This window comes from Paraburkholderia sp. EB58, from assembly GCF_050436665.1.
GTDB lineage: Bacteria > Pseudomonadota > Gammaproteobacteria > Burkholderiales > Burkholderiaceae > Paraburkholderia.
In genome coordinates, this window is record NZ_JBNDMQ010000011.1 from 75,163 (window position 1) to 100,691 (window position 25,529).

The 25,529-nt window shown below is 59.9% G+C and carries 26 protein-coding genes and 2 pseudogenes; 15 read left to right on the forward strand and 13 right to left on the reverse strand.

Annotated features, from left to right (window positions below):
• Positions 1-39 precede the first annotated feature (39 nt).
• On the forward strand, positions 40-1,878 hold the full coding sequence (locus P3T40_RS18020) for an FAD-dependent oxidoreductase (protein ID WP_429269084.1): 1,839 nt from the start codon (positions 40-42) through the stop codon (positions 1,876-1,878).
• A 167-nt stretch (positions 1,879-2,045) separates the two neighbouring features.
• Positions 2,046-2,420 (forward strand): VOC family protein, encoded by a 375-nt coding sequence (locus P3T40_RS18025; protein ID WP_429269085.1) that lies wholly within the window; start codon positions 2,046-2,048, stop codon positions 2,418-2,420.
• Between the two features lie 19 nt (positions 2,421-2,439).
• On the opposite strand, the gene P3T40_RS18030 is transcribed toward P3T40_RS18025, so the two are convergent.
• Complete coding sequence (locus tag P3T40_RS18030; protein WP_429269086.1) at positions 2,440-2,874, reverse strand: phosphate-starvation-inducible protein PsiE; 435 nt, start codon at positions 2,872-2,874, stop codon at positions 2,440-2,442.
• A 161-nt stretch (positions 2,875-3,035) separates the two neighbouring features.
• Here P3T40_RS18030 and P3T40_RS18035 point away from each other — a divergent pair, with 161 nt between their 5' ends.
• Positions 3,036-4,148 (forward strand): alpha/beta hydrolase, encoded by a 1,113-nt coding sequence (locus tag P3T40_RS18035; protein WP_429269087.1) that lies wholly within the window; start codon positions 3,036-3,038, stop codon positions 4,146-4,148.
• A 105-nt stretch (positions 4,149-4,253) separates the two neighbouring features.
• Here P3T40_RS18035 and P3T40_RS18040 read toward each other — a convergent pair whose 3' ends face one another.
• Entirely contained in the window at positions 4,254-4,706 is a 453-nt protein-coding gene (locus P3T40_RS18040) for a cupin domain-containing protein (protein ID WP_429269088.1), read from the reverse strand.
• A gap of 242 nt (positions 4,707-4,948) precedes the next feature.
• On the opposite strand from P3T40_RS18040, the gene P3T40_RS18045 reads away from it, so the two are divergent.
• From P3T40_RS18045 to P3T40_RS18055, 3 genes and pseudogenes are all read left to right on the forward strand, one after another.
• Positions 4,949-6,544 carry a flavin monoamine oxidase family protein gene (locus P3T40_RS18045; protein ID WP_429269089.1) on the forward strand — a complete coding sequence of 532 codons (1,596 nt, stop codon included), beginning with the start codon at positions 4,949-4,951 and terminating at the stop codon, positions 6,542-6,544.
• A gap of 42 nt (positions 6,545-6,586) precedes the next feature.
• On the forward strand, positions 6,587-7,009 hold the full coding sequence (locus P3T40_RS18050; protein ID WP_429269090.1) for a c-type cytochrome: 423 nt from the start codon (positions 6,587-6,589) through the stop codon (positions 7,007-7,009).
• A gap of 192 nt (positions 7,010-7,201) precedes the next feature.
• Positions 7,202-7,604: pseudogene (locus P3T40_RS18055) on the forward strand (hypothetical protein).
• 64 nt (positions 7,605-7,668) lie between these two features.
• On the opposite strand, the gene P3T40_RS18060 reads toward P3T40_RS18055, so the two are convergent.
• Both P3T40_RS18060 and P3T40_RS18065 read right to left on the reverse strand, forming a co-directional pair.
• Positions 7,669-8,430, reverse strand: coding sequence for an SDR family oxidoreductase (locus P3T40_RS18060; RefSeq protein ID WP_429269091.1), 762 nt, complete (start codon positions 8,428-8,430; stop codon positions 7,669-7,671).
• A 107-nt stretch (positions 8,431-8,537) separates the two neighbouring features.
• Entirely contained in the window at positions 8,538-9,431 is an 894-nt protein-coding gene (locus tag P3T40_RS18065) for an alpha/beta fold hydrolase (protein ID WP_429269092.1), read from the reverse strand.
• Between the two features lie 210 nt (positions 9,432-9,641).
• Here P3T40_RS18065 and P3T40_RS18070 point away from each other — a divergent pair, with 210 nt between their 5' ends.
• Both P3T40_RS18070 and P3T40_RS18075 read left to right on the forward strand, forming a co-directional pair.
• A complete protein-coding gene (locus P3T40_RS18070; protein WP_429269093.1) occupies positions 9,642-10,604 on the forward strand; it encodes a GNAT family N-acetyltransferase in 963 nt (320 codons plus the stop codon).
• Positions 10,605-10,639: 35 nt separating this feature from the next.
• Positions 10,640-11,044, forward strand: coding sequence for an ASCH domain-containing protein (locus P3T40_RS18075; protein ID WP_429269094.1), 405 nt, complete (start codon positions 10,640-10,642; stop codon positions 11,042-11,044).
• Between the two features lie 307 nt (positions 11,045-11,351).
• On the opposite strand, the gene P3T40_RS18080 is transcribed toward P3T40_RS18075, so the two are convergent.
• Entirely contained in the window at positions 11,352-11,816 is a 465-nt protein-coding gene (locus tag P3T40_RS18080; protein WP_429269095.1) for an Lrp/AsnC family transcriptional regulator, read from the reverse strand.
• A gap of 94 nt (positions 11,817-11,910) precedes the next feature.
• Here P3T40_RS18080 and P3T40_RS18085 point away from each other — a divergent pair, with 94 nt between their 5' ends.
• From P3T40_RS18085 to P3T40_RS18110, 6 genes are all read left to right on the forward strand, one after another.
• Positions 11,911-12,543, forward strand: coding sequence for a LysE/ArgO family amino acid transporter (locus P3T40_RS18085; protein ID WP_429269096.1), 633 nt, complete (start codon positions 11,911-11,913; stop codon positions 12,541-12,543).
• An 18-nt stretch (positions 12,544-12,561) separates the two neighbouring features.
• Positions 12,562-13,026, forward strand: coding sequence for an SRPBCC family protein (locus tag P3T40_RS18090; RefSeq protein WP_429269097.1), 465 nt, complete (start codon positions 12,562-12,564; stop codon positions 13,024-13,026).
• 494 nt (positions 13,027-13,520) lie between these two features.
• Positions 13,521-13,862: a GFA family protein gene (locus P3T40_RS18095; RefSeq protein WP_429269235.1), complete on the forward strand. Its 342-nt coding sequence runs from the start codon at positions 13,521-13,523 to the stop codon at positions 13,860-13,862.
• A gap of 21 nt (positions 13,863-13,883) precedes the next feature.
• Complete coding sequence (locus P3T40_RS18100; protein WP_429269098.1) at positions 13,884-14,450, forward strand: nucleotidyltransferase family protein; 567 nt, start codon at positions 13,884-13,886, stop codon at positions 14,448-14,450.
• A 932-nt stretch (positions 14,451-15,382) separates the two neighbouring features.
• Positions 15,383-15,898, forward strand: coding sequence for an N-acetyltransferase family protein (locus P3T40_RS18105; RefSeq protein WP_429269099.1), 516 nt, complete (start codon positions 15,383-15,385; stop codon positions 15,896-15,898).
• Positions 15,899-16,020: 122 nt separating this feature from the next.
• The gene (locus P3T40_RS18110) at positions 16,021-16,641 is read left to right on the forward strand and encodes a tyrosine-type recombinase/integrase (protein ID WP_429269100.1); all 621 of its coding nucleotides are present in this window, start codon (positions 16,021-16,023) and stop codon (positions 16,639-16,641) included.
• Between the two features lie 205 nt (positions 16,642-16,846).
• Here P3T40_RS18110 and P3T40_RS18115 read toward each other — a convergent pair whose 3' ends face one another.
• The 4 genes and pseudogenes from P3T40_RS18115 to P3T40_RS18130 all read right to left on the reverse strand — a co-directional run bounded on the left by P3T40_RS18115 (position 16,847) and on the right by P3T40_RS18130 (position 19,651).
• Positions 16,847-17,350, reverse strand: coding sequence for a response regulator transcription factor (locus P3T40_RS18115; RefSeq protein ID WP_429269101.1), 504 nt, complete (start codon positions 17,348-17,350; stop codon positions 16,847-16,849).
• Complete coding sequence (locus P3T40_RS18120; protein ID WP_429269102.1) at positions 17,313-18,197, reverse strand: MFS transporter; 885 nt, start codon at positions 18,195-18,197, stop codon at positions 17,313-17,315. The genes P3T40_RS18115 and P3T40_RS18120 overlap by 38 nt, the downstream gene beginning before the upstream one ends.
• Positions 18,198-18,302: 105 nt before the next feature.
• Positions 18,303-19,253 (reverse strand): annotated as a pseudogene (locus P3T40_RS18125) (3-keto-5-aminohexanoate cleavage protein); the annotation flags it as partial.
• The gene (locus P3T40_RS18130) at positions 19,241-19,651 is read right to left on the reverse strand and encodes a carboxymuconolactone decarboxylase family protein (protein ID WP_429269103.1); all 411 of its coding nucleotides are present in this window, start codon (positions 19,649-19,651) and stop codon (positions 19,241-19,243) included. The gene P3T40_RS18130 and the pseudogene P3T40_RS18125, both read right to left, overlap by 13 nt.
• Positions 19,652-19,807: 156 nt before the next feature.
• Here P3T40_RS18130 and P3T40_RS18135 point away from each other — a divergent pair, with 156 nt between their 5' ends.
• Positions 19,808-20,875 carry an AraC family transcriptional regulator gene (locus P3T40_RS18135; protein ID WP_429269104.1) on the forward strand — a complete coding sequence of 356 codons (1,068 nt, stop codon included), beginning with the start codon at positions 19,808-19,810 and terminating at the stop codon, positions 20,873-20,875.
• Positions 20,876-21,116: 241 nt separating this feature from the next.
• On the opposite strand, the gene P3T40_RS18140 is transcribed toward P3T40_RS18135, so the two are convergent.
• From P3T40_RS18140 to P3T40_RS18155, 4 genes are all read right to left on the reverse strand, one after another.
• On the reverse strand, positions 21,117-22,694 hold the full coding sequence (locus tag P3T40_RS18140) for an amino acid adenylation domain-containing protein (protein WP_429269105.1): 1,578 nt from the start codon (positions 22,692-22,694) through the stop codon (positions 21,117-21,119).
• Positions 22,695-22,798: 104 nt separating this feature from the next.
• The gene (locus tag P3T40_RS18145; RefSeq protein ID WP_429269106.1) at positions 22,799-23,608 is read right to left on the reverse strand and encodes a DUF6875 domain-containing protein; all 810 of its coding nucleotides are present in this window, start codon (positions 23,606-23,608) and stop codon (positions 22,799-22,801) included.
• A 100-nt stretch (positions 23,609-23,708) separates the two neighbouring features.
• Positions 23,709-24,755, reverse strand: coding sequence for an alpha/beta hydrolase family protein (locus P3T40_RS18150; protein ID WP_429269107.1), 1,047 nt, complete (start codon positions 24,753-24,755; stop codon positions 23,709-23,711).
• On the reverse strand, positions 24,703-25,527 hold the full coding sequence (locus P3T40_RS18155; RefSeq protein WP_429269108.1) for a serine aminopeptidase domain-containing protein: 825 nt from the start codon (positions 25,525-25,527) through the stop codon (positions 24,703-24,705). The genes P3T40_RS18150 and P3T40_RS18155 overlap by 53 nt, the downstream gene beginning before the upstream one ends.
• Positions 25,528-25,529 lie beyond the last annotated feature (2 nt).

The following is a 25,529-nucleotide window of genomic DNA, read 5'->3' on the forward strand; positions in this document are numbered from 1 at the left end:
GAAGCGCCTCGAATGACTGTGTCGTGGAGACAAGCCCCCATGAGTGCATTCAGTCGAAGGGATCTACTGAAGTTTGCGGCGAGTGCCGCGGCGAGCGCAGTCATTCCCGCACTGTCGTCGTGCGCGACGAACAGTTCCCCGGCTGGGGGTAGGACGATGCGGCGCCGCCGCCCGTCGGATTCGGACTGGCCGACGGAGAGCGACTGGGCGGCGCTCAATGATCGGGTTGGCGGCCGGCTGAGCCGATTGTCCGCGCCGCTCTCAGTCTGCCGACCGACGCCCGACAGCACGGCTTGCCAAGCCGTGCTTCGCGAACTCAAGAACCCGTATTACCTGGGAGATGAAGCGGCGCTAACGCAGACATCGGGCTGGCTAGACGCCTGGATGTCCATGCCGAGCGTATATGCGGTCGCGGCCATCGATTCACGGGATATTTCGGAGGCGGTCAATTTCGCTCGCGAGCGTAATCTGCGACTCGTGATCAAAGGCGGGGGACATAGCTACCAGGGAACGTCCAACGCCCCGGACTCGTTGTTGATCTGGACGAGGCGCATGCATGGGATCGAAATGCATGATGGATTCATTCCGCAGAGCGGCGAAGACCGGCAATCGGCTCGGCCGGCAGTCACCGTCGGTGCAGGTGCGATCTGGATGCATGTCTACGATGCGGTGACCACGCGCGCCGGCCGGTACGTCCAGGGCGGCGGCTGCGCGACGGTCGGCGTCGCCGGACTCGTCCTGGGCGGTGGCTTTGGAAGCTTCTCGAAACGATACGGGAACGCCGCAGGATCGCTGCTGCAGGCGGAAGTGGTGACGGCCGATGGCGCCGTTCGGGTCGTCAATGCTTACCGCGAACCGGACCTGTTCTGGGCACTTAAAGGTGGGGGCGGTGGAAGCTTTGGTGCGGTCACGAGCGTGACGCTCGAAACCCATCCCTTGCCGGAATACTTCGGTGCGGTCATGGCGAACGTCAACGCGCATTCGCCGGAAGCGTTCCGGCAGCTGATCGCAAGATTCATTGCGTTCTACGCAGAGAGTCTGCTGAACGAACATTGGGGTGAAACGGTGTCGCTGCGCCCCGATGGGACCTTGCGAATCTCGATGCTGTTTCAGGGCCTGAGCCGCGATCAGGCTGCGGGCGTGTGGCAGCCATTCTTCGACTGGGTAGCCAGTCCCTCCTCAGGATGTTCATTGTCGGCCGCGCCGCAGATCCTGGCGGCTCCGGCGCAGCGGTTGTGGGATCCCGCCTTTATGATGCAGCACGTGCCCGGCGCGATGATGGTCGACAACAGGCCCGGTGCCAGTGCCAATGATGTGTTCTGGTCTGCTAATCAAGGAGAGGCGGGCCAATTTCTCTATGGCTACGAATCCGCGTGGTTGCCTGTGTCGCTGCTGACTCAGCCCGCGCAAGCGCGACTCGCGGATACGCTTTTCGAAGCCACGCGTCACTGGTCGGTCAGTTTGCACTTCAACAAAGGACTTGCAGGAGGATCAGTTGACGCACGTCAGCGGGCAGCGGACACGGCGATGAACCCGGCCGTGCTTGACGCCTTTGCGCTCGCGATTATCGCAGGCGAGGGCGCTCCCGCCTTCATGGGCATGCCTGGGAACGGCCCCGATCTCGAGCATGCCCGGCAGGCTTCGCTGAAGATTCGGCAAGCGGCTGACGTCTTAAGAGGCATGGTGCCGGATGCCGGTGCTTACCTGGCCGAAAGCAGCTTTTCCCAATCCGATTGGCAACATGCGTACTGGGGGAAGCATTACGACCGCCTCAGATCGGTCAAGCAGCGGTACGACCCCGATGGCCTGTTCTTCGTCCATCAAGGCGTGAGTTCCGAAGCATGGAGTCTGGATGGCTTCACGCGGTTGGCGACGTGAATAGATCGTGGTGATGGCCACGTCTGCGTGCCCGAGCAACGCTTGCTCTGCACGGATGTCATACCCCGACTGTCACCGATGGCTACTTGTGGCGACGTGTGGCAACATCGCGGTGATCTCTAACTCACGTTGGGCCACGTGCAGGCCCACACACTTCAGGAGAACTCATGTTCGACCACGTCAAATTCGGTGTCAGCGACTATGCAGCGAGCAAAGCATTCTTCCTCAAGGCACTCGAACCGATCGGCGTAGCGGTTGTCGCAGAGGGGTCGCCGACGTACGGTGTCGAGCTTAGCCCCCCGGGTAAGGCTTCATTGTGCCTGTATCAAACCGGGGAGAAGCCGGCGCATCTCCACCTGGCGTTCACGGCCGAGAATCGCCAGCAAGTCGATGCTTTCTATCGCGCGGCTCTGGAGGCGGGTGGTAAAGACAATGGTGCGCCTGGTCCGCGCCCGCACTACCACGCGAACTACTATGCAGCCTTTGTCATTGATCCGGACGGGCACAACATCGAAGTGGTTTGCCATCAACCCGAGGCCTAACCCTTCCAGCTCCAGACGCTCAACCTGCACCCTCGTCACGCCGTACTTCAGGACCGTCCGGATATCTGGACTGTCCGTAGCGAATCAGCAGCACGCCTACCGCTATTAGCACGATGGCGCCGGCCGACGCGACAAGATGCAGTTCGGTATTCGCACCGGCGCGCAGGATCACGTCCCGCGCGATCGAGACGATCGCAATGTAAAGGGGAAAGCGCACCGGTAATTGCCCCGCCTTCAGGTATTGTCCGACCATAGCAAACACTTCCAGGTACAGAAACATAAGTAGCAGGTCGGTTAATGTGACCCCGTCGGACTCGGCCATCGTCCAGATCAGATGTCCCATTGCCAGCGCGGTTCCGATGCCGATGACCAGCAAGCCGAGCAGCTCGGCCATCTCTATCACTTGCTCGAGCCGCTTCCTGATGCGCATTTGCATCGCGCCTTCATACTTCATATATACAGTGCTCCTTGCCAGAAGATGCTGATTGTCTAACTTAGCGTATTGGCATAGCGCATAGATGCGTCACCGCGTCGCGGCAGGTAGTGGGCGGCAGATGTTCCATGCATCGCGGATGCAGAGACCGCTTACAAGCATAGGGACCAGGCTCTTGTTGAATGGTCGGCGTTCTACAACGCGCAAAGTTGCTTTGCAATTCAGGACATATGCGCACCCTCGCTGCCAATCTATTATCCGTGGCTGGGTTCGGTCGTGGGACATTTGGTGCCCGCCGGTGTCTCGCCTCTGCAGTCACGATAAAGGAGCTAACAATGGAAAATTCACCGCCTAACGGCGTATCGAACGCTTTTGTCGTGACGCATCCACTCGATCCTGAAGATGGGAAGATCATCGAGATGATGCGAGCCGGCGCCAGTTCCACCAAAGGTATGAAGTTAGGGATCGAAGCGCGCGGGGCTTTCGATGCCATGATGGAAGGCGTTTTGCCGCATGACAATGTGACGTTCGAACACGACACAGTGGGCGGCATCCCAGGGATCTGGGTGATTCCTGCACACGGTCGGCCGGACGAGGCGATCATCCATCTGCATGGAGGATGGTTTAACTTCGGCTCCGCCAACGCATTCCGCCACCTGGTCGCGCATATCGCGGCGAGAAGCGGAATGAGGGCGTTTGTTCCGGACTATCGGCTGGCTCCCGAGCATCCGTTCCCTGCAGCCGTTGATGATGTGCTGGCCTGCTATCTCGGACTCGATGAAAGGAACATTGCCCGGATTGTTATAACCGGGGACTCGGCCGGCGGTAACCTCGCCCTGGTTCTCGCATCGCGCATCACTGGCAAGGACGTCTCTGCGCAGGCGACTCTCGTCGGAGTGGTTGCATTGTCGCCCGTTACCGACCTGACGCTCTCGAGCGCGACATACGAGACACGCGCGGACGCCGATCCGCTTTTCACGCGCGCGCAAGTGTCTGAGCTTGTGCATTTCTATTTGCGTGGCGCCGATCCCAAACATCCCCACGCTTCGCCGCTCCATGCACCGTTGACCGGTTTGCCTCCCGTTCGCGTTCACGTGGGAGACGATGAAGTGCTACTGGATGATTCGCGTGAATATGTCCGGCGCGCCATCGCTGCAGGTGTCGATGCACGGGTAGATGTCTGGATGGGGATGCCACACGGATTCGCTGGCAGGATCGGAACGTTGAAGGCCTCGGGAGAGGCTCTTGAGGGCATCGGAGTGTTTCTCGGAGAGAAGCTGCAATCGGCAATCTGATCGTGAGCTGATAGCGACACGTGCGGTTCCAGATGCTCGCCTGCTCTGCTCAGCGATGATACGGCGACGCGTCATGGTGCAACGGCTCCGTTGCACTCAGCGCAATTAGAGCGGTGAAGGCATAACGCTCGACCAGTCAGGTAAGGCATCAAGATCCGGCCGCATCGTGACGCTTTCCTGTTCGTTGGGATCCGTTCGCGCGATCACCGCGACGCAAGGCTCATCCGCGCTCGCGTTGTACGGAATATGCGGCACCCCGGCGGGGATGTAGAAGAAATCTCCGGCCCGAACCACGGCATGGTGCTCCAATCGTTGGCCATACCAGCACCCAGATACGCCGCTCAGCTGATAGATGGCCGTCTCATGTTCCGCATGGAGATGCGCTTTGGCACGGGCACCCGGCGGAATTGTTGCAAGCTGAAGATGCACAAACTTCGATCCCACACTTTCAGCTGAGATCCCTACAGCATAGGTCAGCCCTTGCTTCCCCTCGAACTGTGGGCCAGCTTGCACCAGTTGGCAGGTGGAGGTGTCAGGCTTGTGTGCGCTAATGTTCATAGCTTCTCCAGACAATGAGCGCCGACGTCGGCGAATTGGCGAATTGGCGAGCATACGACCGCAGAATACACCCGCGCGCTGGGGCCTCCCCACGCAAGGCATAGTCGAACACAGAAAAAAGCTGGCTCGATTTCGGAACGGCGATAAATTGGACTATGTTGTATAGCACTGTGCCCGTTCACGACGGGTTCCACGGCGCAATCGAAGCCAGGAAGGTGTCGGTAAGTCGCGAGGAATCAAATATGGGTGACATCCGTTCCAGTTCCATCAGTCGCCGCGAGCTACTGGCGATGATCGGCAGGACAACCAGCGCTGCTGTCATGTATCAGGCGATGAGCAGTCTCGGTTATGCCGCTGAGTCCGACTTTCAGGGTCCGGTCAACCTTGAAGGCGCGCCAAAGGGTACCTCAGTGCTTATTCTTGGCGCGGGCCTGGCAGGCATGACAGCGGCCCTTGAGTTACGCAAAGCCGGTTACAAGGTCCAGGTGCTCGAGTACCGGGATCGTGCCGGTGGCCGTTCGTGGTCGTTAAGGGGCGGCGATACCTACACGGAGCTTGGTGGCTTGACGCAGCATTGTGACTTTGAAAAAGGGTTGTACATCAACCCGGGGCCATGGCGAATTCCGTACCATCATCGCGCGCTGCTTCACTATTGCAAGCTGCTTGGCGTCAAGCTTGAAGCTTTCGTTGAAATGAATGCCAATGCGTATCTCCACAACAGCAAGGCCTTCGGGGGCAAGCCGCAGCGATTCCGCTACATCATGTCCGATTTCAACGGCTATGTCTCCGAGTTGCTCGCGAAGGCCACAGACCAAGGCAAGCTCGACCAGGAGGTGGCAAAGGACGAGCGGGATATCCTGCTTGAGGCGCTGAGGAGATGGGGGGCGCTTGATGACAAATACGCCTATACGTCCGCCACCGCCAGTGGGATGCGCGGCTACGACAAGGACCGCGGCGGCGGCCCCGATGGTGCGCCGACCCCGTCCACACCCATCTCGCGGGCCGACATTTTGAAGTCCGGGCTCTGGCAGCACCTGAGCTTCCCGTTGACCTACGAATTTGCGCCGACGCTCTTTCAGCCGGTCGGGGGCATGGACATGATTGCGCAAGGCTTCGCTCGCGAGGTAGGGTCATTGATCCAGTTCAACGCCAAGGTCACGGATATTGCGCAGAACGATTCGGGCGTCACGGTCACGTACGTGGATGCCCAACACGGTGGCGAAGCCCGTCAGGCTAACGCCGACTGGTGCGTATGTACGGTTCCGCTGTCGATTCTGAGCCAGATCAGGAACAATTTTTCGAGCACCCTGCAAGCTGCAATCAACGCGGTTCCGTATGCTCCGGCAATCAAGGCAGGGTTGCAGTTCAAGCGCCGCTTCTGGGAGGAAGACGAGGCAATCTACGGAGGCATCAGCTACACGGATTTACCAATCGGTCAGGTATCCTATCCGAGTACCGACTATCAGAAACCAGGCAAAGGCGTGATACTTGGCGCGTACATGTTCGGTATCAGCGCTGTTGAGTTCACCTCGCTTTCACCGTCCGAGCGGCTGCAGCGCGTGCTCGAATATGGTACGCAGTTGCACCCGCAAATGAGCACGGAATTCGACAATGGCATTTCGGTAGCCTGGCACCGCGTCCCATGGACGCTTGGCTGCTATGGGATGTGGAAAGACGATACGCGCCAACAGTACTACAAGGATCTTTGTGCGATCGACGGCCGTACGGTCCTGGCGGGCGAACACTGTTCGTTCGTGAATGCCTGGCAGGAGGGAGCGATCCTGTCGTCGCTGAGCGCGATAGGACGGCTGCACCAACGCGTAATCGCCGGCAGCTGAGATGAACGTTCGCCTGTTCTTGACTGAGGAGGGATTTGAGCCATGAGTCGAATCCATCAAACGTTCGCGGTTGTACTGCTGACGCTACTCGTCAGCAATGCCGCACTCGCTGACCCGGCTGACCTGGTCGGCGCCAATTCGTTTCCTGAGCGCGATGGCCAACACCTCTACATGTCCATCTGCCAAGGCTGTCACATGTCGAGCGCGAAGGGCGCAACCGGTGCCGGTACTTACCCACCGCTGGCAAACGATCCACGACTGGCCGGCGCAGCCTACCCGATTTCTATGGTGCTTTATGGACAAAAAGACATGCCCGGATTTGGTGGCTTTCTGGACGATGCGCAGGTTGCCGAAGTGGTCAATTACGTCCAGACGCACTTCGGAAATAATTTCGACGGGAAAGTCACTGCCGATGACGTGAAAGCATTGCGGCAACCCAATTATCAGTATTTCACGCTCGACTGAGTGACCGTCAAAACGGCGGCCGTCCAATCGCGGTGTAGTATTCGACCATGTAAGCGTGCTTGCCCGGCCTCAACGGCGTGCAAATTTGACGCATCCATGACCGGGACGACAATCTGGCTAAAGTGCGTGGAAACGCTTCAACGAAGCGTATGGTGGCGTCGGCCGTGACAACGCCATTGATGGGAATACATCATGTCAACCGAGTGGAAAACGTCGCGCCAAGCTGTTTATCCAGCGTTTCTGGCAGCCGACCAGCGCGTGCATGACCTGCATGCCGGGGAGCTGGGGCAATGTCATGAGCCTTGCCCACTGGACGATTGCATTCCATACCGGCCTGCTCACCGGACTCCTCGCCGTACTTTTGACCTTCACGCCTGCGGCTAAACTCTACTCGAATCGATACGGCAATGCGCTTGTCGTCGGCTTCCTGACGACGGTAGGCGACGCCTATGCGCACGCGAGTCACTACCGCATTCCTTATGTCGAACACATCGTGACGGGTGCTGTTTCAGGTCTCCTGACGCTGATTGCCTCATATCTCTTCGAAAACCGCGCGCGTCGCATTCGGGCGGCGTGGACTCGGGTTTTCGGATAGCTTGCCCGTTGATTTTCTGAATCTTCGCCCGCGGAGCACCGCCTCCGTCGCCTCCCCCTGTTGCTCACTTGCCGCCAGTGACATCGAGGAACGTGCCTGTGATGAAGGAAGCCTCGGCGCTTGCTAGCCATAGGATCGCCCGCGCAACCTCTTCAGGTTGACCGCCTCTTCCCATTGGGATCGAATCTTTGACGCGATCCACCCGTCCAGGCTCTCCGCCGCTGGCATGCATGTCGGTGTAGATGTGCCCAGGGCGAATGCAGTTGACGCGTATCCCATCCCGCGCGACTTCCTTGGCGAAGCCGGTAGTGAATGTCTCAACGGCACCTTTCGAGGCAGCATAGTCGACATATTCGTTTGGACTGCCGAGCCGGGCTGATGCCGATGAGATGTTGATCACGGCGCCGCCTCGACCATTGTAACGACGCGACATGCGCTTCACTGCCTGCTGTGCACAGAGGATAGGGCCGATCGAGTTGACCGCGAAAATACGCTGCATCCGTTCGAATTCGAGATCCTCTAGCCGAGACTGCTGCGCAATTATCGCGGCGTTATTCACCAGCACATCGATCCGGCCGAACTCCCGGTCGATCGCGGCGAATAGCTGAGCGACCTGCTTTGGATCTGCGCTGTCTGCGCGCACGGGTAAAGCCCGGCGCCCGACAGCTTCCACATCAGCCGCCACCGCAAGGGCGGCAGACTCGTTGGAGACGAAGCTTATCGCTACATCGTAACCTTGTGCGGCAGCAAGCCGCGCAGTCGCCGCGCCTACGCTACGGGCTCCACCCGTTATCAGAATCAACGGGGCCTGCGGAGCAGTATTCATTTAGTGATCCTCCACGTGTGGTGTCTGCGCTGTGACGACTTTTATCGGAATGCGTCTTAGCTGGGCCGAATAACGGAGTCGTGTCAATCGCCTTATGCGCAAGAGCGTCAAGCGGCCCACGCGTTGATGTCGAGGACCGCGTCAGCGAACGCTTCGGGTGCCTCCTGCGGAAGATTATGGCCGGCGTTCGGCACGACGCGGTTCTGATGGCGTCCGGTGAAGCGCTGTGAGTTTGCCTGTCTTCCCCCGGGTGGCGAGACGCCATCGGCGTCCCCTTCGAGCGTGATCGTGGGCACCGTGATCGACGGCATGGCGGACAAGCGGCGCTCGATATCGTCAAACCGGGGATCGCCGTCGACCAGTCCGAAACGGTGCCGGTAAGAATGGACGACCACGTCGACGAAATCGGGATTGTCGAACGCCACTGCCGAGCGCGCGTAGATGTCGTCGTCGACGCGCCAGGTCGGCGACCACAGCGACCATAAGAGACGACAGAACTCGCGCCGGTTTTCAGTTAGTCCAGCCCGGCCGCGCTCGCCGTGAAGGTAGTACTGGTACCACATTCGGTATTCTTTTTCGGGGTCGGCTGGCTGCAAGGCGGTGGCTATATTCTGGATGTTGTAGCCGTTGACCGAAACCAGTCCCCGCGCTCTCGACGGGTAGAGCGCTGCCACGATGCATGCCGCCCGGCCGCCCCAGTCGTATCCGCCGAGCGTGGCCTGGCCAATCTGAAGTACATCGAGCAGCGCTAACAGGTCCGCCGCAAGCGCCGCCTGCTGGCCCGAGCGAACTGTCGTGGGCGCAAGGAAGCGCGTTGGCCCGTATCCCCGAAGATAGGGGGTGATGACGCGGGCGCCCTGCGATGTCAGGCGTGGCGCCACTTCCTCGTATGCGTGGATGTCGTAAGGGAAACCGTGTAGCAGGACCACCGGCCATCCGTCGGCATCGCCCTGTTCGTCATAGGCGATGTCAAGCAGGTCAGTTGCAATATGTTTAAGCATGGAGCCCTCCTTCGCATGAAGTCGTCCGGCCGGTTACGGCGGATTCTCGCCGATTAACTTGTAGGTGCCGCCGGTATAACCGAGCATGCAGGTTGCGGGCCGGAAAGTGAGCGGGAGATTGAATCAGCGATGCAAATAGCAGGATATCTATCTTGTAGCGGTCCATCAAACCAGATAAATTGCGAAATCGCGTTAGATAAACTCTTTCGGATGGAACAGGTGTTGCCCCGCTTAATGCCTTGCGGGCCTTCGAGGCTGCTGGCCTGCTGGTCGCACCGTTCGCCGATCCTCATCTGCCGTTGCGCGGCAGCACGCGTAAAAGCAAAAGACCGACTTCCGCTCATTGTTAGCCATACTGAAATGTGCCATTTTCCCGATAACCTCGGTCTCGCTACTGATTTACTGCTGCACAAAGAAACCGGCATGGTCGAGTCGTGGGGCGACTATATCGTTGTCCGCACACCCGACGCACCCGAATACTTTTTCGGTAACATGCTCGTCCTGCAGCGGCGACCCGCGGAAAGTGATCGGGAGCGGCTGGAGCATGACTTTACGCAACTCGTCGGGACACCGCCGCTCATCGCGCACCGCACGTTTACGTGGCCAGAGAGTGCCGACAGCGTCGTAACCGTCGACGCATTCATCGAACGAGGCTATGACGCGACTGTGTGTCGGGTGTTGGCTGCCAATCCTGATGATATTCGTCCGGTTGCGACAAACTCATTGGTCAACGTGCGTCCGTTTGTCGTGCAGCAGGATTGGGACGATTGGTCTCGAATGCATCTCGCCGACATGGCCGATCCGACGGACATCACCTCACAGCGCTACATGGCGCATCAACAGACGGCTTACAAGCGTCTAATCGAACGCGGTCTGGGAAACTGGTGGGGAGCTTTTATCAATGACGAGCAGGTCGGAAGCCTCGGTTTGTTCTTCCTTGACGGCATTGGGCGCTTCCAGTCAGTTATCACCGGGCCACAGCATCGAAACCGAAATGTCTGCAAGACCTTGGTGAGCGAGATTATCAGGCGGACCGCCGGACGTTCGGACCAGCTTGTCATCGTTGCAGATGAGAGCTACCACGCCGGGGAAATATATGAGGCAATGGGTTTCCAGCGGCAAGGGCGCGTCGCCAGCTTGTGTCACGAACCGCGTAATGCGACTGCGCGCTGAGTCCATGCAGAACGATTTGAGAAGCAAGGATGCGGATGAACAGAAGAAAGAGATTGACCTTTTGGGGCGCTGACGAAAACGACGACAGTTTGCCGCGCGCCGTCATGGATGGTCGAAAGACCGTCACCGCCGATACGGTCGCGGAGTATTACAAACCGTACGGCGAATACGGCGACGGCAGTTACGCACCGGGTGACATCATCGAGGTCTACGATTTAAAGCAGAGGCTTCGCTGCATCATCAAAGCGACCAAGGTCTATACAATCGAATTCGGCGACATTCCGGAGGAGGTCTGGCGCGGTGAGACGTTCTCCAGTGCAGAGGAGTTCCGGGAGGTCCATATTCGCTGCATGCCGCATGAAGACCTGCATAATCGTTTCAAACTGGTCACTCTGCATTTTGAATTGATCGAGGTCGTAGCGCGGGAAGTCACTGACTGATGCCAAAAAAGTTCGAGGCCATGAAGATAGCCGGCGGTCCCCCTAAAATGAAGCTGTGGTTTTCGACTGCTGAGCGTCCGCTCTCCGCAGACCTGAAGGGCCGTAACGGGTCCGCTTGGCGTCCACCGCGAGGCGGCGGACTTCCCAAGCCGGTCAGATGCTGCCGTTGGTGACGTGCAGCCATGGGGCACCCTATCCGCCACCGACAGCGTTGCAATTCGGCTATCCGATCCGCAGTGCTGGTTGACCCATTCGCGTTGCGCGCACCTCGATGGCGGCTCGCAAGGGTCGAAAGACAGGTGGATGCTCAGCGTGACGAGCCCGGCGCCACCATGCCGCGACGCGGAATGGGGGTGGAGAAGACGATCGAGGTGCGCGTCTCGCCGTAGCTGTTAATGGAGGCGAGAAAACGCTCCAGTTGTTCGAGGCTGGGGGACACCACGGTCACGATGTAGGAATCGGCGCCGGCCACGTGATGGCATTCCAGCACCTCAGGTGCGCGGCGCAGCTTGTCGAGAAAGGCATTTTTGCCGGGCTGCTGCACGGTGATCCCGACAATGGCGCGCACGGGGTAGCCGGCCTGCACCGGATCTAGTTCGGCGCCCATAGAGCGCACCACGCCGGAGTCCTTCAGGCGCTTGAGCCGTTCCACCGTGGCAGGCACCGACAACCCGGCGGCAAGGGCCAGGGTCTTCAGCTGCGCGCGGCCATCCTCCTGCAGCGCCATGAGCAACGCCCAGGCTTTGGCGTCAAGTTGCAGTGCTTCGGTCATGACGGGCTTTCACCTGAAAAATCGAAGATCAAATCGATTTTCGCTTGGTGTTTCATTCTGTGCAACCCTTCTACGCCGTTGGATAATTCTCGGCATGGATTCCATCTTGCCATCACCCATACCCGTGCTGTTCGGCCAATCGCTACTGATCGGGCTGTCGATCGCTGCGCCTGTCGGGCAGATTGGATTGCTGGCCATCCAGCGCACGCTGGACCATGGCCGCCCGGCGGGGCTAGCCACTGGACTGGGGGCGGCATTCGCCGACGCAGTTTACGGCGCCATCGGTGCGTTTGGCGTCAGCGGACTGATCGCGTGGTTGCTGAGCCTGAGGCTGTGGCTGGGCTTGTTCGGCGGCGGCTTCCTGCTATGGCTGGCCTGGCGCATCGCCACAAAGCCGGCGGTGCGCAGCGCGGATCGCGCCCCGCCGGCCAGTACGCTACTGCGCTTCGTGGCCGGCACCTTCGTGCTGACGATGTCGAACCCGACGACCATTCTGTCGTTCATGGCGGTGTTCGGTGCGCTGGCAGGCCGCGCCCCTTCGGCGTCACCCTGGGTGATGGTGGTCGGCGTATTGGTGGGCTCGGCGCTGTGGTGGTTGATCCTGTCTACCGGTGTGGGCTGGTTGCGCGACCGTTTCGACGAACGTTGGCAACGCGCCGTCAACCTGTGCTCGGCCGCGCTGCTGGCTGGACTCGGGCTATGGCAGCTTGGCCACCTCATCATATGACCAACGGAGGATTCACCCATGCCGCGCCGACTGCACGCCAGCCACCGGATCATGGTCGACGCCGCGCTCGACCAGGCCTTCATGTTCTTCACGCCTGCCGGCGAGGAGCTGTGGGTTGACAGCTGGAAGCCAGCCTATGTCTACCCCCGCGACGGCCGCACAGAATCCGGTATGGTGTTCACCACCGGTCAGGGTGATGAGCTGACCATCTGGACCCTGGTTGACTTTGACCGCAAGGCACACCGATCGCGCTATTTGCGTTGCACGCCAGCCTCGCGCACCAGTCTTGTCGAGGTGCGTTGTGTCGCACTCGACGAGGCGCGCACCGAAGTATGGGTGAGCTACGAGCTCACCGCGCTGAACGCTGCGGGCGAGCAGGTGCTCGAAGATTTCGAAGGCGAGCGCTTCGCTGCAATGATTGACGACTGGGCACGTAAGATCGCGGCTTGTCGCGAGGTGCTGCTGGCAGCTTCAATCCGCTGAGTCGCTCGGCCCGTGGCTGCAGCAGCTTCGCGGCTTCGGCGACACCGACGTAAACCGCCAATTGCCAGAGGCCTCCGCTTGGGTTGGGCGAGTGCCGCCATGAATGGACGTTCGACAACGCAGCGCGAATCGTTGACACCGATTAGGATTCGGACGTACCAGACCTCGCGCTGCGAGTGCTTCCCGATATCAATCAATCGTCGCTGTTGGTGCGTCGAAACCAGTTTTGTCTATTTGGTCTTTACGTCCGATAAGGGGACGCGGATGCATATCGAATCAGGGGGCGCTTGGCCAAAAAGCAACATTCGATCAACTTCGGGGCTGCAATGATCAAGCGTAGGCAATTCGTTACGTCAGGGCGGTCAGTCATCGCGTATGTTGTAGACTCGCGGTTAATCTAGCTATCGATTGACGAGCGCAATATGAATATTCCTTTTTCAGGCGGGTGCGCATGCGGATCGGTTCGCTATGCATGTGTGCGGGAGCCCGTAGCCATGATCAACTGCCATTGCAGAGACTGTCAGATCTCAAGTGGCGCTCCTTTCGCGTCAGGCATCGTTGTCAAGACTGCCGACCTTGAGATCAGTGGTGAGCCGAAAACATATGCAGTTCCTGCAAGCAGCGGTGGCCTCACAACCCGTAGTTTTTGCCCTGACTGTGGAACCCCCTTGTTCACGCAAAGCTCAGCTTATCCACAAGTCACTTCTATCCGATTTCCCTCGCTAGACGACACCTCTGACTTTAAACCAATGCTAGACATATATACCGTTAGTGCGCAACGATGGGTTTGCTTTGATCAAGCAATTCCTCAGTTTCCTCAGTCGCCCCAGCAGTGAGTTTCGGGCAGGAAACCCACGATGAATTTCCACAAAAGCCTGATCGAAATAGCAAGGCGCTCATCCTGGTGTATGTCTGCATTGTCGGCGGTACGCGAAATGCGGCTGGAATCATGGTGTATCGGCGCAGGAGCGATCCGTAATCTGGTCTGGGACTCACTCCACGGATACGAGATTCCAACGTACCTACCTGACGTCGATGTTGCCTATTTCGACGCGTCTGATCTGTCTTCGACTCGCGACGCGGAAATTCAAAGGCGGCTTGCTGCAAGATGTCCCGGGATTCCATGGGAAGTCACCAATCAGGCCGCTGTTCATCTCTGGTTTGAGAATGTATTCGGCTACTCGGTGCCGTCCTTGACCTCATTGGTCGATGCGATCGCATCATGGCCGGAGTACGCGACGGCGGTAGGATTAACTCTTCTCGACGACGGGACAATTGATATCTACGCACCTTATGGGCTCGACGACCTTTTTTCGATGGTCGTGCGACGTAACCCGACGCGCGTCAGCATCGATACATACCGTAGGCGGCTCGAGCAGAAAAGATACCTCGACCGCTGGCCCCGAGTTACGGTTGTCGAATAGGATACCCGCGCCCTACGAAGGGAATCGGGACCGACAGAAGTCGGCCAGACAGAGACATCCGACCGCACGGGCAAGATCGGCAACAATCGACACCGGTAGGCCCCCTTGCCGTCGACCCCCTCTACTTGCAAGAATAAAAATGTCCGCCATGAGACCGACTCCCGCAAGGACTGAAAGCAGGACGTTTCGATGCTGCGGCATAGCGCTCTCGATTATCTGTTTTGGTGCATTCGCCCTGGCGGTTGCCCTTAAGCGCGCGGCAATTCGCGTTCAAATGTTGAACGGGATCGTCATTTTGCTCAGCATGTGTGGACTCCTATTTTTTGCTTGCATACACGCGTGGCGTGTGGGCGAAGTTCCTATCGGTAGGACGGCCCCCATCGTAGTATTTCGTCGACGAGAGCATCCGGTCGCGTTTTGGTGTGCGATGATTTTCTTTGTAGCGTTGGCCGCTTTCGTATTCGTCGCCGGGGCGGAAGTCATCTGGGGGTACGCAGTGTGGCCAGCGCGCCCACGCTTCTGAGCCCGCGCGCGGAATAGCCGATGCGGGCTCAGGTGTCTAACGACTCGTTCTATTCGCTGGCCGATACCCACGATAGGGCTGAAAGGCGACCAGCGTAGAACGCATTAAAGATATCAACGTTGCGACTATAAGTCGTCAACTCGGGACTCCGTGCGCCCCGATAGTGGGGCGAGCCATACTCAGTATGGGTTTGCCGAACGCGAAATAAAGTCGTCACTTCGCTCTTGAGATGTGGCCGTTGACGCACGGCCGCCGACGGTGGTCAAGGAATAATGCGACCGACGTATGCCGACCGCATCGGGCAGCACGCGGCCAGTTATGGACCTTTGCTGAGGACGCCCAGGCCGGGCGTCAGGCGACATTTTTCGATAACATCGTTGCATTCAAACAATGAACTGGAGCTGGGGTGATGCCCGTAGAAATACGTGAAGCTACTGTCGAAGATGCCGAGGCGATCGCAACAGTCCATGTGATCTCCTGGCAATCGGCCTATAAAGGAATCGTGCCGGAAAAGTTCCTGAGCGAACTTTCCGTCGAGGGGCGTTCGAGCATGTGGCAGAAATCACTTCGCGCGGGCAAGCCCCGAGTGTTGGTGGCATACGCGAACGAAGCGATTGCGGGCTGGATTGCCTTCGGTGCCTGTAGGGATGCGGATAAAGAAAGTGCATGGGCCGAAATTGAAGCGCTCTACGTATTGCCTGAGTTCTGGGGCAGAGGCATTGGCAAGCGCTTAAGCAATTCAGCAGGTCAATTGCTGCGTAGTGCCGGGTACTCGTTTGTCGCGCTTTGGGTGCTGTCAGAGAATCATCATGCCAGAGCGTTCTATGATCGAATAGGGTTCGCTCACGATGATTCAAGCAAGGTCATCTCCGTTGGCGGTGTTTCGCTGACGGAAGTTCGATACCACTGCTCTTTAACGAGCTAGCTGGCAAAAAACGCCCGTGCGAATGTCCGCTGTCCGGTGAGGCGACGGGCCGTTGTGGGTCCGGGTATCGCCCCCTGCGGTTGGCGCAGACTGAGTCTCCCTTCCCTTGAAAGGAGATCGTCATGGAAACGACTATTACCACCGGCGTGCCGCGCGTACCGTGGAACAGGGACAAGTTGACCGGGCAGAAGCCGCCGCTGAAGCTCGGGGAAATCTGGGCAATCCGGATCCGCCTGCAGCTCGGAGCGAGAACGCGTGATCTTGCGATGTTTAATCTGGCGATCTACAGCAAGCTAAGGGCATGCGGTCTGACGAGGGTGCGCGACGTCTGCCTTGGGTCCAGCGTGGCGCCGCGGGCGACTGACATGCAGCAGAAGACGCAGCGGCCGGTGCAGTTCGAGATCACCGAGCAAACCCGCGAAAGCGTGGAGGTTTGGATCAAGGCAGCGGGGCTCTCACCCTCAGACTTCCTGTTTCCGGTCCGGATTCACGCGTCGCCCCATCTATCGACGCGTCAGTATGCGCGGCTCGTGCATCGCTGGATACGGTCAATTGGACTCGACGACACGGCGTACTGCACGCACACGATGCGTCGGACCAAAGCATCGCTGATTTATCGCCGGACAGAAAACCTCAGGGCCGTACAGCTGCTGCTTGGCCAGACCAAACTTGAGAGCACAGTCCGATACCTCGGCATCGAAGTCTACGACGCGCTCGAGATGGCAGAACAGACCGGAGTTTGAGCCGCGGTTCCGCCGGACGGTAAGAGACACTGTCCGGCCGTTTTCATCCACCAACCAATCCTTTCGAGCGGCCGCTTGCGGGCCGGTAGTGGACGACGGGCAATGGGCGATGATGTCGGGACCTTTTCCTTCGTCCTGACGTGCGGCCCCCGAGGCGCATAAGCGATCCGCTGTTTCGGACGGTTTAACAATTGGACGTAAAGCCTCAGCGCGAAGCATATAGTTCAGCGGCACCACCGAATCCGGCCCTGTCCGCAAGTCGAACTAGCTGTGCCAGCGACGTAACCTCCATCTTCGCCATTACTCTCGCGCGATGGGCCTTGATAGTCTTTTCGGCCGTGCCTAGTTCTTCGGCCACCTGCTTGTTTAAAAGCCCCCTCACAACGAGCATCATGACTTCGCGCTCACGCGGGGTTAGTCTTTCGACACAGAGGTGGATCGCGTCAAGCTCGCAGCGGACGGCGTGTGTTTGCGTGGCGCGCTCCAGCGCGGCGCAAACCGCATGAAGCAGATCGATATCGCTCACCGGCTTGGTTAGAAAATCGGTAGCACCCGCCTTCATCGCACGGGCTGTCATAGCAATGTTGCCGTTACCGGTGAGGAAAACGATAGGCAACGCCGCTTTCAGTGCGTCTTGTAACTCTAGCCCATCGATATCCGGCAACCGCACATCAAGAATCAGACACGCCGGTGATGCGACAGATCGCATCCGGTCGAGAAACTCCCGGGCCGTCGCCGGCCGCGCCGAGGAGGGCACCGAGCGTGCCGAAGACGATCTGCACACCGCCGATGACGCGCGTGATTCCGGCCGGATCGAGTCCGCGTTCGCGCGCGAGCCAAAGCTGGGCGAACGAGAGGCCGACAAATACCAGATGCGCGAGGACGAACCCGGCGATCGCCAACTGCAGAGCAGGGTTGCCGCGCACCACGCGCAGGACTTCGCGCAGTTGCTCGGTGAAGGGCGCGCCGCGCGCAGCGGCGGCATCTTGCGTGCGGTCGTCCTTGAGGAGCGCGAGGCACACCGCCATGACGGCGCCGATTGCCCCGAGCGAATGGAACGTCGTGCGCCGGCCGTAGGCCGCGCCTAAGGTTCCGGCCAGCAGGAAGCTGAAGCCGACTCCGAGCGGAATGCCGATGAAGAACAGTCCGAGCGCCGTGCCGCGGCGACGCGCCGAAAAGACCTCGGCGAGGATCCCGACCGCTGCCGGGACCAGCGCTGCTTCGCCGGTCGCCACGAGGAAGCGGGCGGCGACCAGTTGCCCGAAGCTGTGGGCGGAGCCGGACGCGGCCGTGCAGACGCTCCAGACGAGCAATCCTGCCGCGATGACCCGAGTACGGCTGAAACGGTCCGCGAACGTGCCGGTGACAACGGCCATCACCGCATAGCTGAGGACCCAGACGGCCCCCACCAAAAGCCCGTACTGGGTGTTGGAAAGCCCGAGGTCGGCGATCAGGCTCGACGAGAAGCCGAGCGGGATGTTGCGGTCGATGTGCGCGAGGATATGGGTAAGCAGCAGCGTCGCCAATATCGCGCCGGGGTACTTCTTCCAGACCATGCATGTCGCCATGGATCCGCTCCGCTCGAGTAATGTTTTGTCGTGCTCTTCCACGACGGTTGTGGATCGGGGCTGCGAGGCGGGTGCGTCTGCAGCCCCGCGTATTCAGGCCGCGATCCGGAAGCCGCGTTGGCCGGGCCTGCGGTTCGGCGCGTAGCCCAGTGCGCTCAAGGTCTCGTCGGCGCTGCCGTAGCGCTCGCCGATCCTGTAGATGCGGCGCGCATCCTCGCCGCTCGCGACGTCCCGGTGCAGTTCGCGAGCAATGCGAACCACCTGTTCGACCTGCTGCACAGATGTCATGCGCTCGCCGGGTCTACCCCACAGGTTGTCCTCGATACCGACCCGCACATGCAGGCCCATCGCGATGGCCATCGTGTTGAGCGGCAGCACGTGGCGCATCAGGCTTTCGACGGTCAGCACCGCGTTTTGCGGGCAGCGATTGATGAACTCCATCAGGTTGCGCGGATTGGGGCCGTCGGCCCCGCCCCCGATGGCGACCCAGTTCAGCACCAGCGGACCGGTGTATTGGCCGCGCCGGATCAGTCTTTCTACGCTCTCGAGCTGGCCGACGTCGCCGAGCATGAAGTGAGGCTGGATGCCGGCGGCCTGCAGCCGTTTGAGGTGCTCTTCGACGAAGGCCGGCCCCGAGGGGATCCACATTTCCTTGTAGGCCTGGAAGTAAGCGGGGTGGCCCATCGAGGTATTGCCGCAGTCCTCGGGCGTGAGCAGCTCGGTGACGTTCATCTGGTTGGTGTTGATGGCGATGGTCACCTGGTCAGGCGCGGGCGTGAGACCGGCCAGCATGTGCCGCGTGTCGTCATTGAGCCACTCGGCCGCTTCGCCTTCGCTCTCCGGCGCAAACGAGATCGAGCCGCCCACTTGCAGCACCATGTCGGGCACCGCTTCGCGCAACCGGGCCAACGTTTCATTGAACTTCGACAGGCGCTTCGCGCCCTTACCATCTTCCTCGCGCACATGTACGTGGAGCACAGTGGCGCCGGCGTTGTAGCAGTCGACGGCCTTCTGGATCTGCGCGTCCATGCTCACCGCGATATCGTTGGAGTGGCTTCTACCCGGCTTTCGTACGCTGCCGCCTCTTCGATCAGGATCGGGGCCGCAAGGCTCATCGTATGTATCCCGAGCACGGATACGCACTGCAGAACGGCGGTGATTTCTTCCTTCGTCGCGCCCAACTCGAGCGCCTTGCCGATGTGCCGCCGCACGCCGGGCGCGTACAGATGTGTGCACGACGCGTCGACGGCGATTGCGATGAACTCGATCGTCTTCGCGTCGAGCACGCCTGAGATCATCGGCGCCATTCCCATTCCCACTGCCATGAATTGCTCCGTCCAGGCGGGATCGAGTTTCGCGAACGGATCCCAGTTCGGGTTCCAGTTGCCGCTCGCGCGCAGCGCATCGCAGATCGGGGTGGCCGTGGTGCCGTTCGTGTTCATAAGAAGAAAATCCTTCGCATTTAATGGGGAGGCCTGCATCGCGCTGCTGTGCAACAGTCGTGCAGGTGTTGAACCGATTCCAGGTGCCGGTCCTGATCGACGCTTGACTTTGCGGGTCAGGTTCTTACCATATGGGGACAACGCGGGAAGACCCTGATGCCAAAACTCGTTCGCAGCGCAAGCCTGACCCATTACGCGGACATTGCGCGCGCGTCGGGGCTCGACCCCTATCGCATGCTTGCGGAAGTCGGGCTGCCGGCGGACAGCCTGAGCGAGGTCGACCTCAGGATTCCGGCCGAAAAAGTGGCGCGGCTGCTCGAACTGTCGGCTCAGAGGAGCGGAGTTGAGGCATTCGGATTGCGCATGGCCGAGACACGCCGGGCATCGAATCTGGGTCCGCTCGCCCTGGCGGTGCGCGACGAGCCGACACTGCGCCACGCGCTGAACGCCGCGGCGCGCTACAGCCATCTGCAGAACGAGGCGCTGTTCATCAGCATCGAGGAAGAGGCGAATGTTGCGATCATTCGCGAGGAACTGCTGGCAGGCGAGGGCGTGCCTGTGCGCCAGGGCGCGGAGCTCGCGCTCGCGGTCATGTTCCGCTTGCTGCGCTTTTTTCTCGGCGACGAGTGGCATCCGAAAGCGGTTTGCTTCACGCACGGGGCGCCCGCCGAACGCACGGTCCATACGCGCGTATTCGGACCGAACGTCGGGTTCGGCCAAGCGTTCACGGGTATCGTCTGCGACGTCAAAGATCTCGAGCTACCGCTGCCGTCGGCAGACCCGGTCATGGTGCGATATGTGCACCGCTATCTGGGCGACGTGGTTAATGCTGGCGATCTCCCGCTGGCCGACGAGGTGCACAAGCTGGTCTTTCTGCTCCTGCCTTCAGGCCGTAGTTCGATTGACACGATTTCGCGGCAGATGGGCATGAGCCGTCGCACGATGCATCGACATCTCGCCGAAGAGGACACGACGTTCTCCTCGATACTGGATGCGGTGCGCGGCGAACTGGTGCTGCGCTATCTGGAGCGGCGCGAACGGCCATTTGCGGAAATCTCGGGCTTGCTCGGATTCTCGGAGCCGAGCGCGTTCACGCGTTGGTTCAGATCGCGTTTCGGATGCAGTCCAAGCCAGTTCAACGCGTCAGGACAGAGTCCGCGTGCCCGGCCGGGAAGGAAGCCGGCCACCTCGGCGTCGGCGAAGCGCAAGGACACCGGGCACTGAGCAGCCGCTGTTTTCAGGATCGCGCGCTTAGGGTTCGGCTTACGCGCAAGGCAATTAGAGCTGCGTCGGCCGCCACGACGGGTGTGGCTCGAACGCACGTAGCGCCGGCCAACCAGGCGTGGCCCAGTCCGCGATCTCGCCAAATCTCCCGGTATAGTTCGAGGCGCTCGGCGACCTCGCTGTCTTCACCAACATGGCCTCCTATAGCCGGTCATCATCCGACTGAGTCCAGTGCATAACCTCATGCGGCGACATCGCCGCGTGCACACTGTCCGGCGAGTGCCTTTCTGTCGATTTTGCCATTCACTGTAAGCGGGAATGCATCGATGACCACGATCCTTTGCGGCACCGCGTAGACCGGCAAGCGCTGCCGGCACGCCCGCAAAACAAACGCGATCTCAACCTGGGGGTTTGTCACGAAGGCGACGAGGCCGGTGGCTCGCCCGACTTCGTCGAGCGGCCATGGGACAACCGCGCACAGCGCAGCATGGCTGGCCGCTAGCACGACATGTTCGACTTCTTCTAGCTCGAGCCGGTTGCCGCGAATCTTTACCTGCGTATCGAGACGTCCCTGAAACACGATTCCGTGTCGCGTCGTTGCGCGCGCGGCGTCGCTGGATCGATACCAGCGATGCGCACTCAGACCCGGATAAGTCTTCGCAATGAACCTTCTATTGCCGGGTTCGTCAGTCGACAGATAGCCGTCGGCAAGCTGTGGGCCACCAATCAGCAACTCGCCCGTCTGCTCCGTGGCGACCGGTTCGAGCTCGGCATCCACGATCAGCAGTTCCACCCCTGGGAGCGCCTGGCCCAGAGGGATGACCGTGTGCTGCGGGTCGTCGAGGAATTCGGTGGTGACCTCGAAGCACGTGCTGGCGATGGTAGCTTCAGTCGGCCCGTACATGTGCAGCAGCCGGCCGTTCGGCGTGGCCCGCATCCACGTCAGCGCCAGCGAGCGAGGCAACGGCTCGCCGCCGAACAACGACAGTCGAACACTTGGGAATGCACCCGGTGTGAGCTTGCGCATTTGCTGCATGAAGCCAGCTACTGAAGGCACGCTATTCCAATGTGTAATCTGGTGCGTCTGGATGAAGCTCGCGTTATAGACGGGATCGACGGTTTCAGGCACGTACAGACAGCCGCCGTTCCCCCAGCAGACAAACATGTCGTGCACGGACGGATCGAAGCTCAGCTCGCATAGCTGCACATAACGTGCATCGCGCACTTTATCGACCAGTTGCAATTGGCCCTTCACATACGCATCGGCATTCGCATGCGTGATCGGCACACCCTTCGGCGCTCCCGTCGAGCCCGACGTAAAGAGTATGTAAGCGACGTCGTGCACGGCGCCCTGATGCTGCACATACGGCGCGCCTGGCAGCGGCGAAAGAGCGGGGGCAGCGGAGGGCAGATGCGATTCGTCCGCGTCCTCGTCGAGCAGGAAAATTTGCGGGCGTTCGTCGAGCAAGGAAAGCACTTCATCGAGCGACCCGGCGCAACGCCGATCGACCAGCATCAACGGCGCACCGGACCGCTCGATGATGGATGCAATCCGCGTAGCCGGCATCTTTGGGCTGAGTGGCACATAGGCCATACCGGCGTCGAGAATTCCCAGCACACCAACATAGGCGGCGACGCTGCGATGTCCAAATAGCAAACATCGGGCCGCGTCGCCACTCCGTGCGACCGCTGCCAGTCCCGCAGACACGCGACGTGCCCGAGTTTCTATTTCGCTGTAGCTGTAAAGACGGTCATCGACCCATAACGCAGGGCTGTCCGGCTGATTCGTAGCAGAATCGAAGAAGTAGGATTGCAACATCTGACCGACTCCGTAGCACACAAGCTTTGACCATTTTTAGCGTAGGCACCGCTCCGCGGTTGCACGTCACTTGCGTGCGGCGCAACGCCGTGATTTTTGAACACTTACGACGTGGCGCCTGCGGAAGGAGCAATTGACAGCCCTAGAGCCCTCGCCGAGGACGCTTGCCGCGCAGCGAAATCTTCATTCCCAAGCAATTGGGACTTGAGTTCTTCGATGCGATCCTTTATGCGAGTCGCCTCGCCAAGCGGCAACAGATTGCCCACGGCGCGCATATAGCATTCGAGTTCGTGGATGCGCATGCCAAGCGCGCCTGATGGACGGTCAATGAACAAAATGTCGTGCAACGCGATCGACCGAATGACAAAAATCGGCACGTCTGATCGCATAGGGCAAATGGTTTCCGAGTGAGCACCGCGAACGGCGCTTAGCGGATGGAATTCGCCAAGCATCAATCCAGCGTTCATATAGAACGGCTTCAACATCGAGTGCGCGCAGTCTATGTACTTGTAGTACAACTCCGCCCGAAGATTTCTTGGAAAGATGCATAGCGATAGCAGATCTGAGCGCCCCGACATGTTCCGGGCAACCCTGTTAAAGGAGGACGTCACGCGCATCATGACGTCGATGAATACATCGAAGCTCATCTCGCCGGCATCCAATGCGCAGAAGTACATTGCCCTTGCTTCGTGGGCGGGCTGCGCAAACGGGCAAACCGGCCCCTTGCGCCCCAAATCAGGATGCGGTTGCATGATGAACGTTTTGATCCATGCGAGTCCGGCTCCGAAAGTCGCGCGAAGAGCAGCGTCCGAAATCGAGTCAATTTCGGTGGATGGGCATATCGACTGCTCTATTTCCAGGAGCGCGCCCGCCGTCGTCCCTTGTGCTAAGCACACCTCAGTAGTGTCGATCATTTTTAGGTTACCGATTAATATGGATCCAAGATTGCTTCTGAGCAGGAAGCCCCCATACGGCCGATCGTGAACCGCCGATCTTGCTTCGGATTACAACCCCTTACGGCGAACATTCATCAGCTTCAGTCCACGCCACTGGCCTGGCTACCGGCGTGCCGGCATCGAGAACCCTCTCGCGCAGAAATTCTTCGAAATGAGCCATCACGGCGTTACGCGCTGTGTGCGAGAACAACGCGTGATCCACTCCCTTGAGGATCTCTACCGTAAGGTTCGTCAGTCTTTCGAGTTGGCGACCGCTCGGCCCAAAATGGATTTCCAGTTCGTCGCGCCCCGCATCGAGCGAACCGTACACCAGCGACGTTTGCACGCCCTTGCGTTCGAGGTCCATGATGAGATGGCGGCTCTCACCAGTCGAAGTATTGAGGCCGAACCGGCCTTCGAACGGACTCATGGCGAGCGAAGTCAGGCGCACGTTCCAGCGGCGTGCAAGCTCCGTGGCTTTCGCTAGCCCATCCGCGCGCCCGGTCAGCAACCGGAGCCATTTATCGGGGCTGCGGATCGCCCGCCAGTACGCCCGGTTCGATTCGAAGTGGAGAGTGCCGGGCTTCGTTTGCGGAGCGCCCCATAAGAAAAACGGCAAGTTAACCGACATGCAGCCCACCACGCGAGGATGCGCTAACGCTGTGTGAAGGCTGACGTACGCGCCCGTGCATACGCCGAACATGACGACCTGCTGGTGTCCGGCCGCCAACAGCCATTCCACTCCCGCTGTCGCGTCGGTGACCGAATGTAGGGCGTACACGGCTTCGAGCGTCGGCGCGTCTTCGTGATGAAGACTATCGCCGAGGCCGCCAAGATCCATGCGTAACGAGGCGATTCCTTGCCCCGCAAGACGTCGCGCCATCAGTACGGCCAGCCGTCCGTCGCCGATGCGATGAACGGCCCCCGCATTGACGAGCAGCACAGCGGGAGCGGACTCGAGCGCGCAGCGCGGCTGGCAAAATATGCCGACATAGCGCCCGGCTCCGAAGACAACAGGCGTTTCACGACCCACCGCAAAATCGATCCGTGCGTCGGCGGCCGGAGCAAGTATCTCAACAGCCGGTGTCGCCACCGTGCCGGACTGGAAGCCGAGCCATTCGAGCACACTCTCGAATGCTCGCCGGGGGGGGGACGCTAAGCCGAGGTTCGGCCAGGAACTTGTCGTACTCAGGAAAAATTTGAACGTCTGCTCTCGCACCGTGACCGCGGTAACGCTCGACCAGCCGGCTCAGGGATACGCTGTCGCAAATGTCATGCACTAACACACGGGGCGCGGAGGCCCGCGCGTGGTGGGCGAGGTCGACCGCAGCGAGTTGCTCGAGCGTGTCGGCGTACAGCTGAAATCCGAACACGCCCACGGCGCGCTCGTAGTCGTACGGTTCGGCGCTTTCGCTACCGAGTGGGGACTTGAGCCAGCTTTGATGCTGCATGCTCAGTTCGCGTATATAACGCTTGCCATTGATTACGGGCACCATCAAAACCAGAGTATCGACGCCGTCCAGTTCTTCGGCCGCGAGGACTGCCAACGTTGCGCCTAAACGCAGCCCGCACAAAATCAGGCGTGTCACGCCGGTCGTAGCACGCAGATACTGCGCCGCAGCCTTGACACTATCGATCCATGCGCGAAAGCGCTGCGGGTCTTCCTCATTGCCGGCCGAATCTCCGGCACCCGGATAGTCGAAGCGAAGAGCCGGAATCCCGCAGAACGCCGTCAACGCAATGGCAAAGTCGCGCCAGCCGCGATGGGCGCATAGCGCGTCGTAGCCGAACGGGCTGCACAGCACGACGCCCGTCGTGGCGTTGCGGCCTGCCGGCAGGTGCAGCCACCCATAACAGCACCCAAAGGTGACTGGCCTGATTGTTGGATTGCGTGTCATGG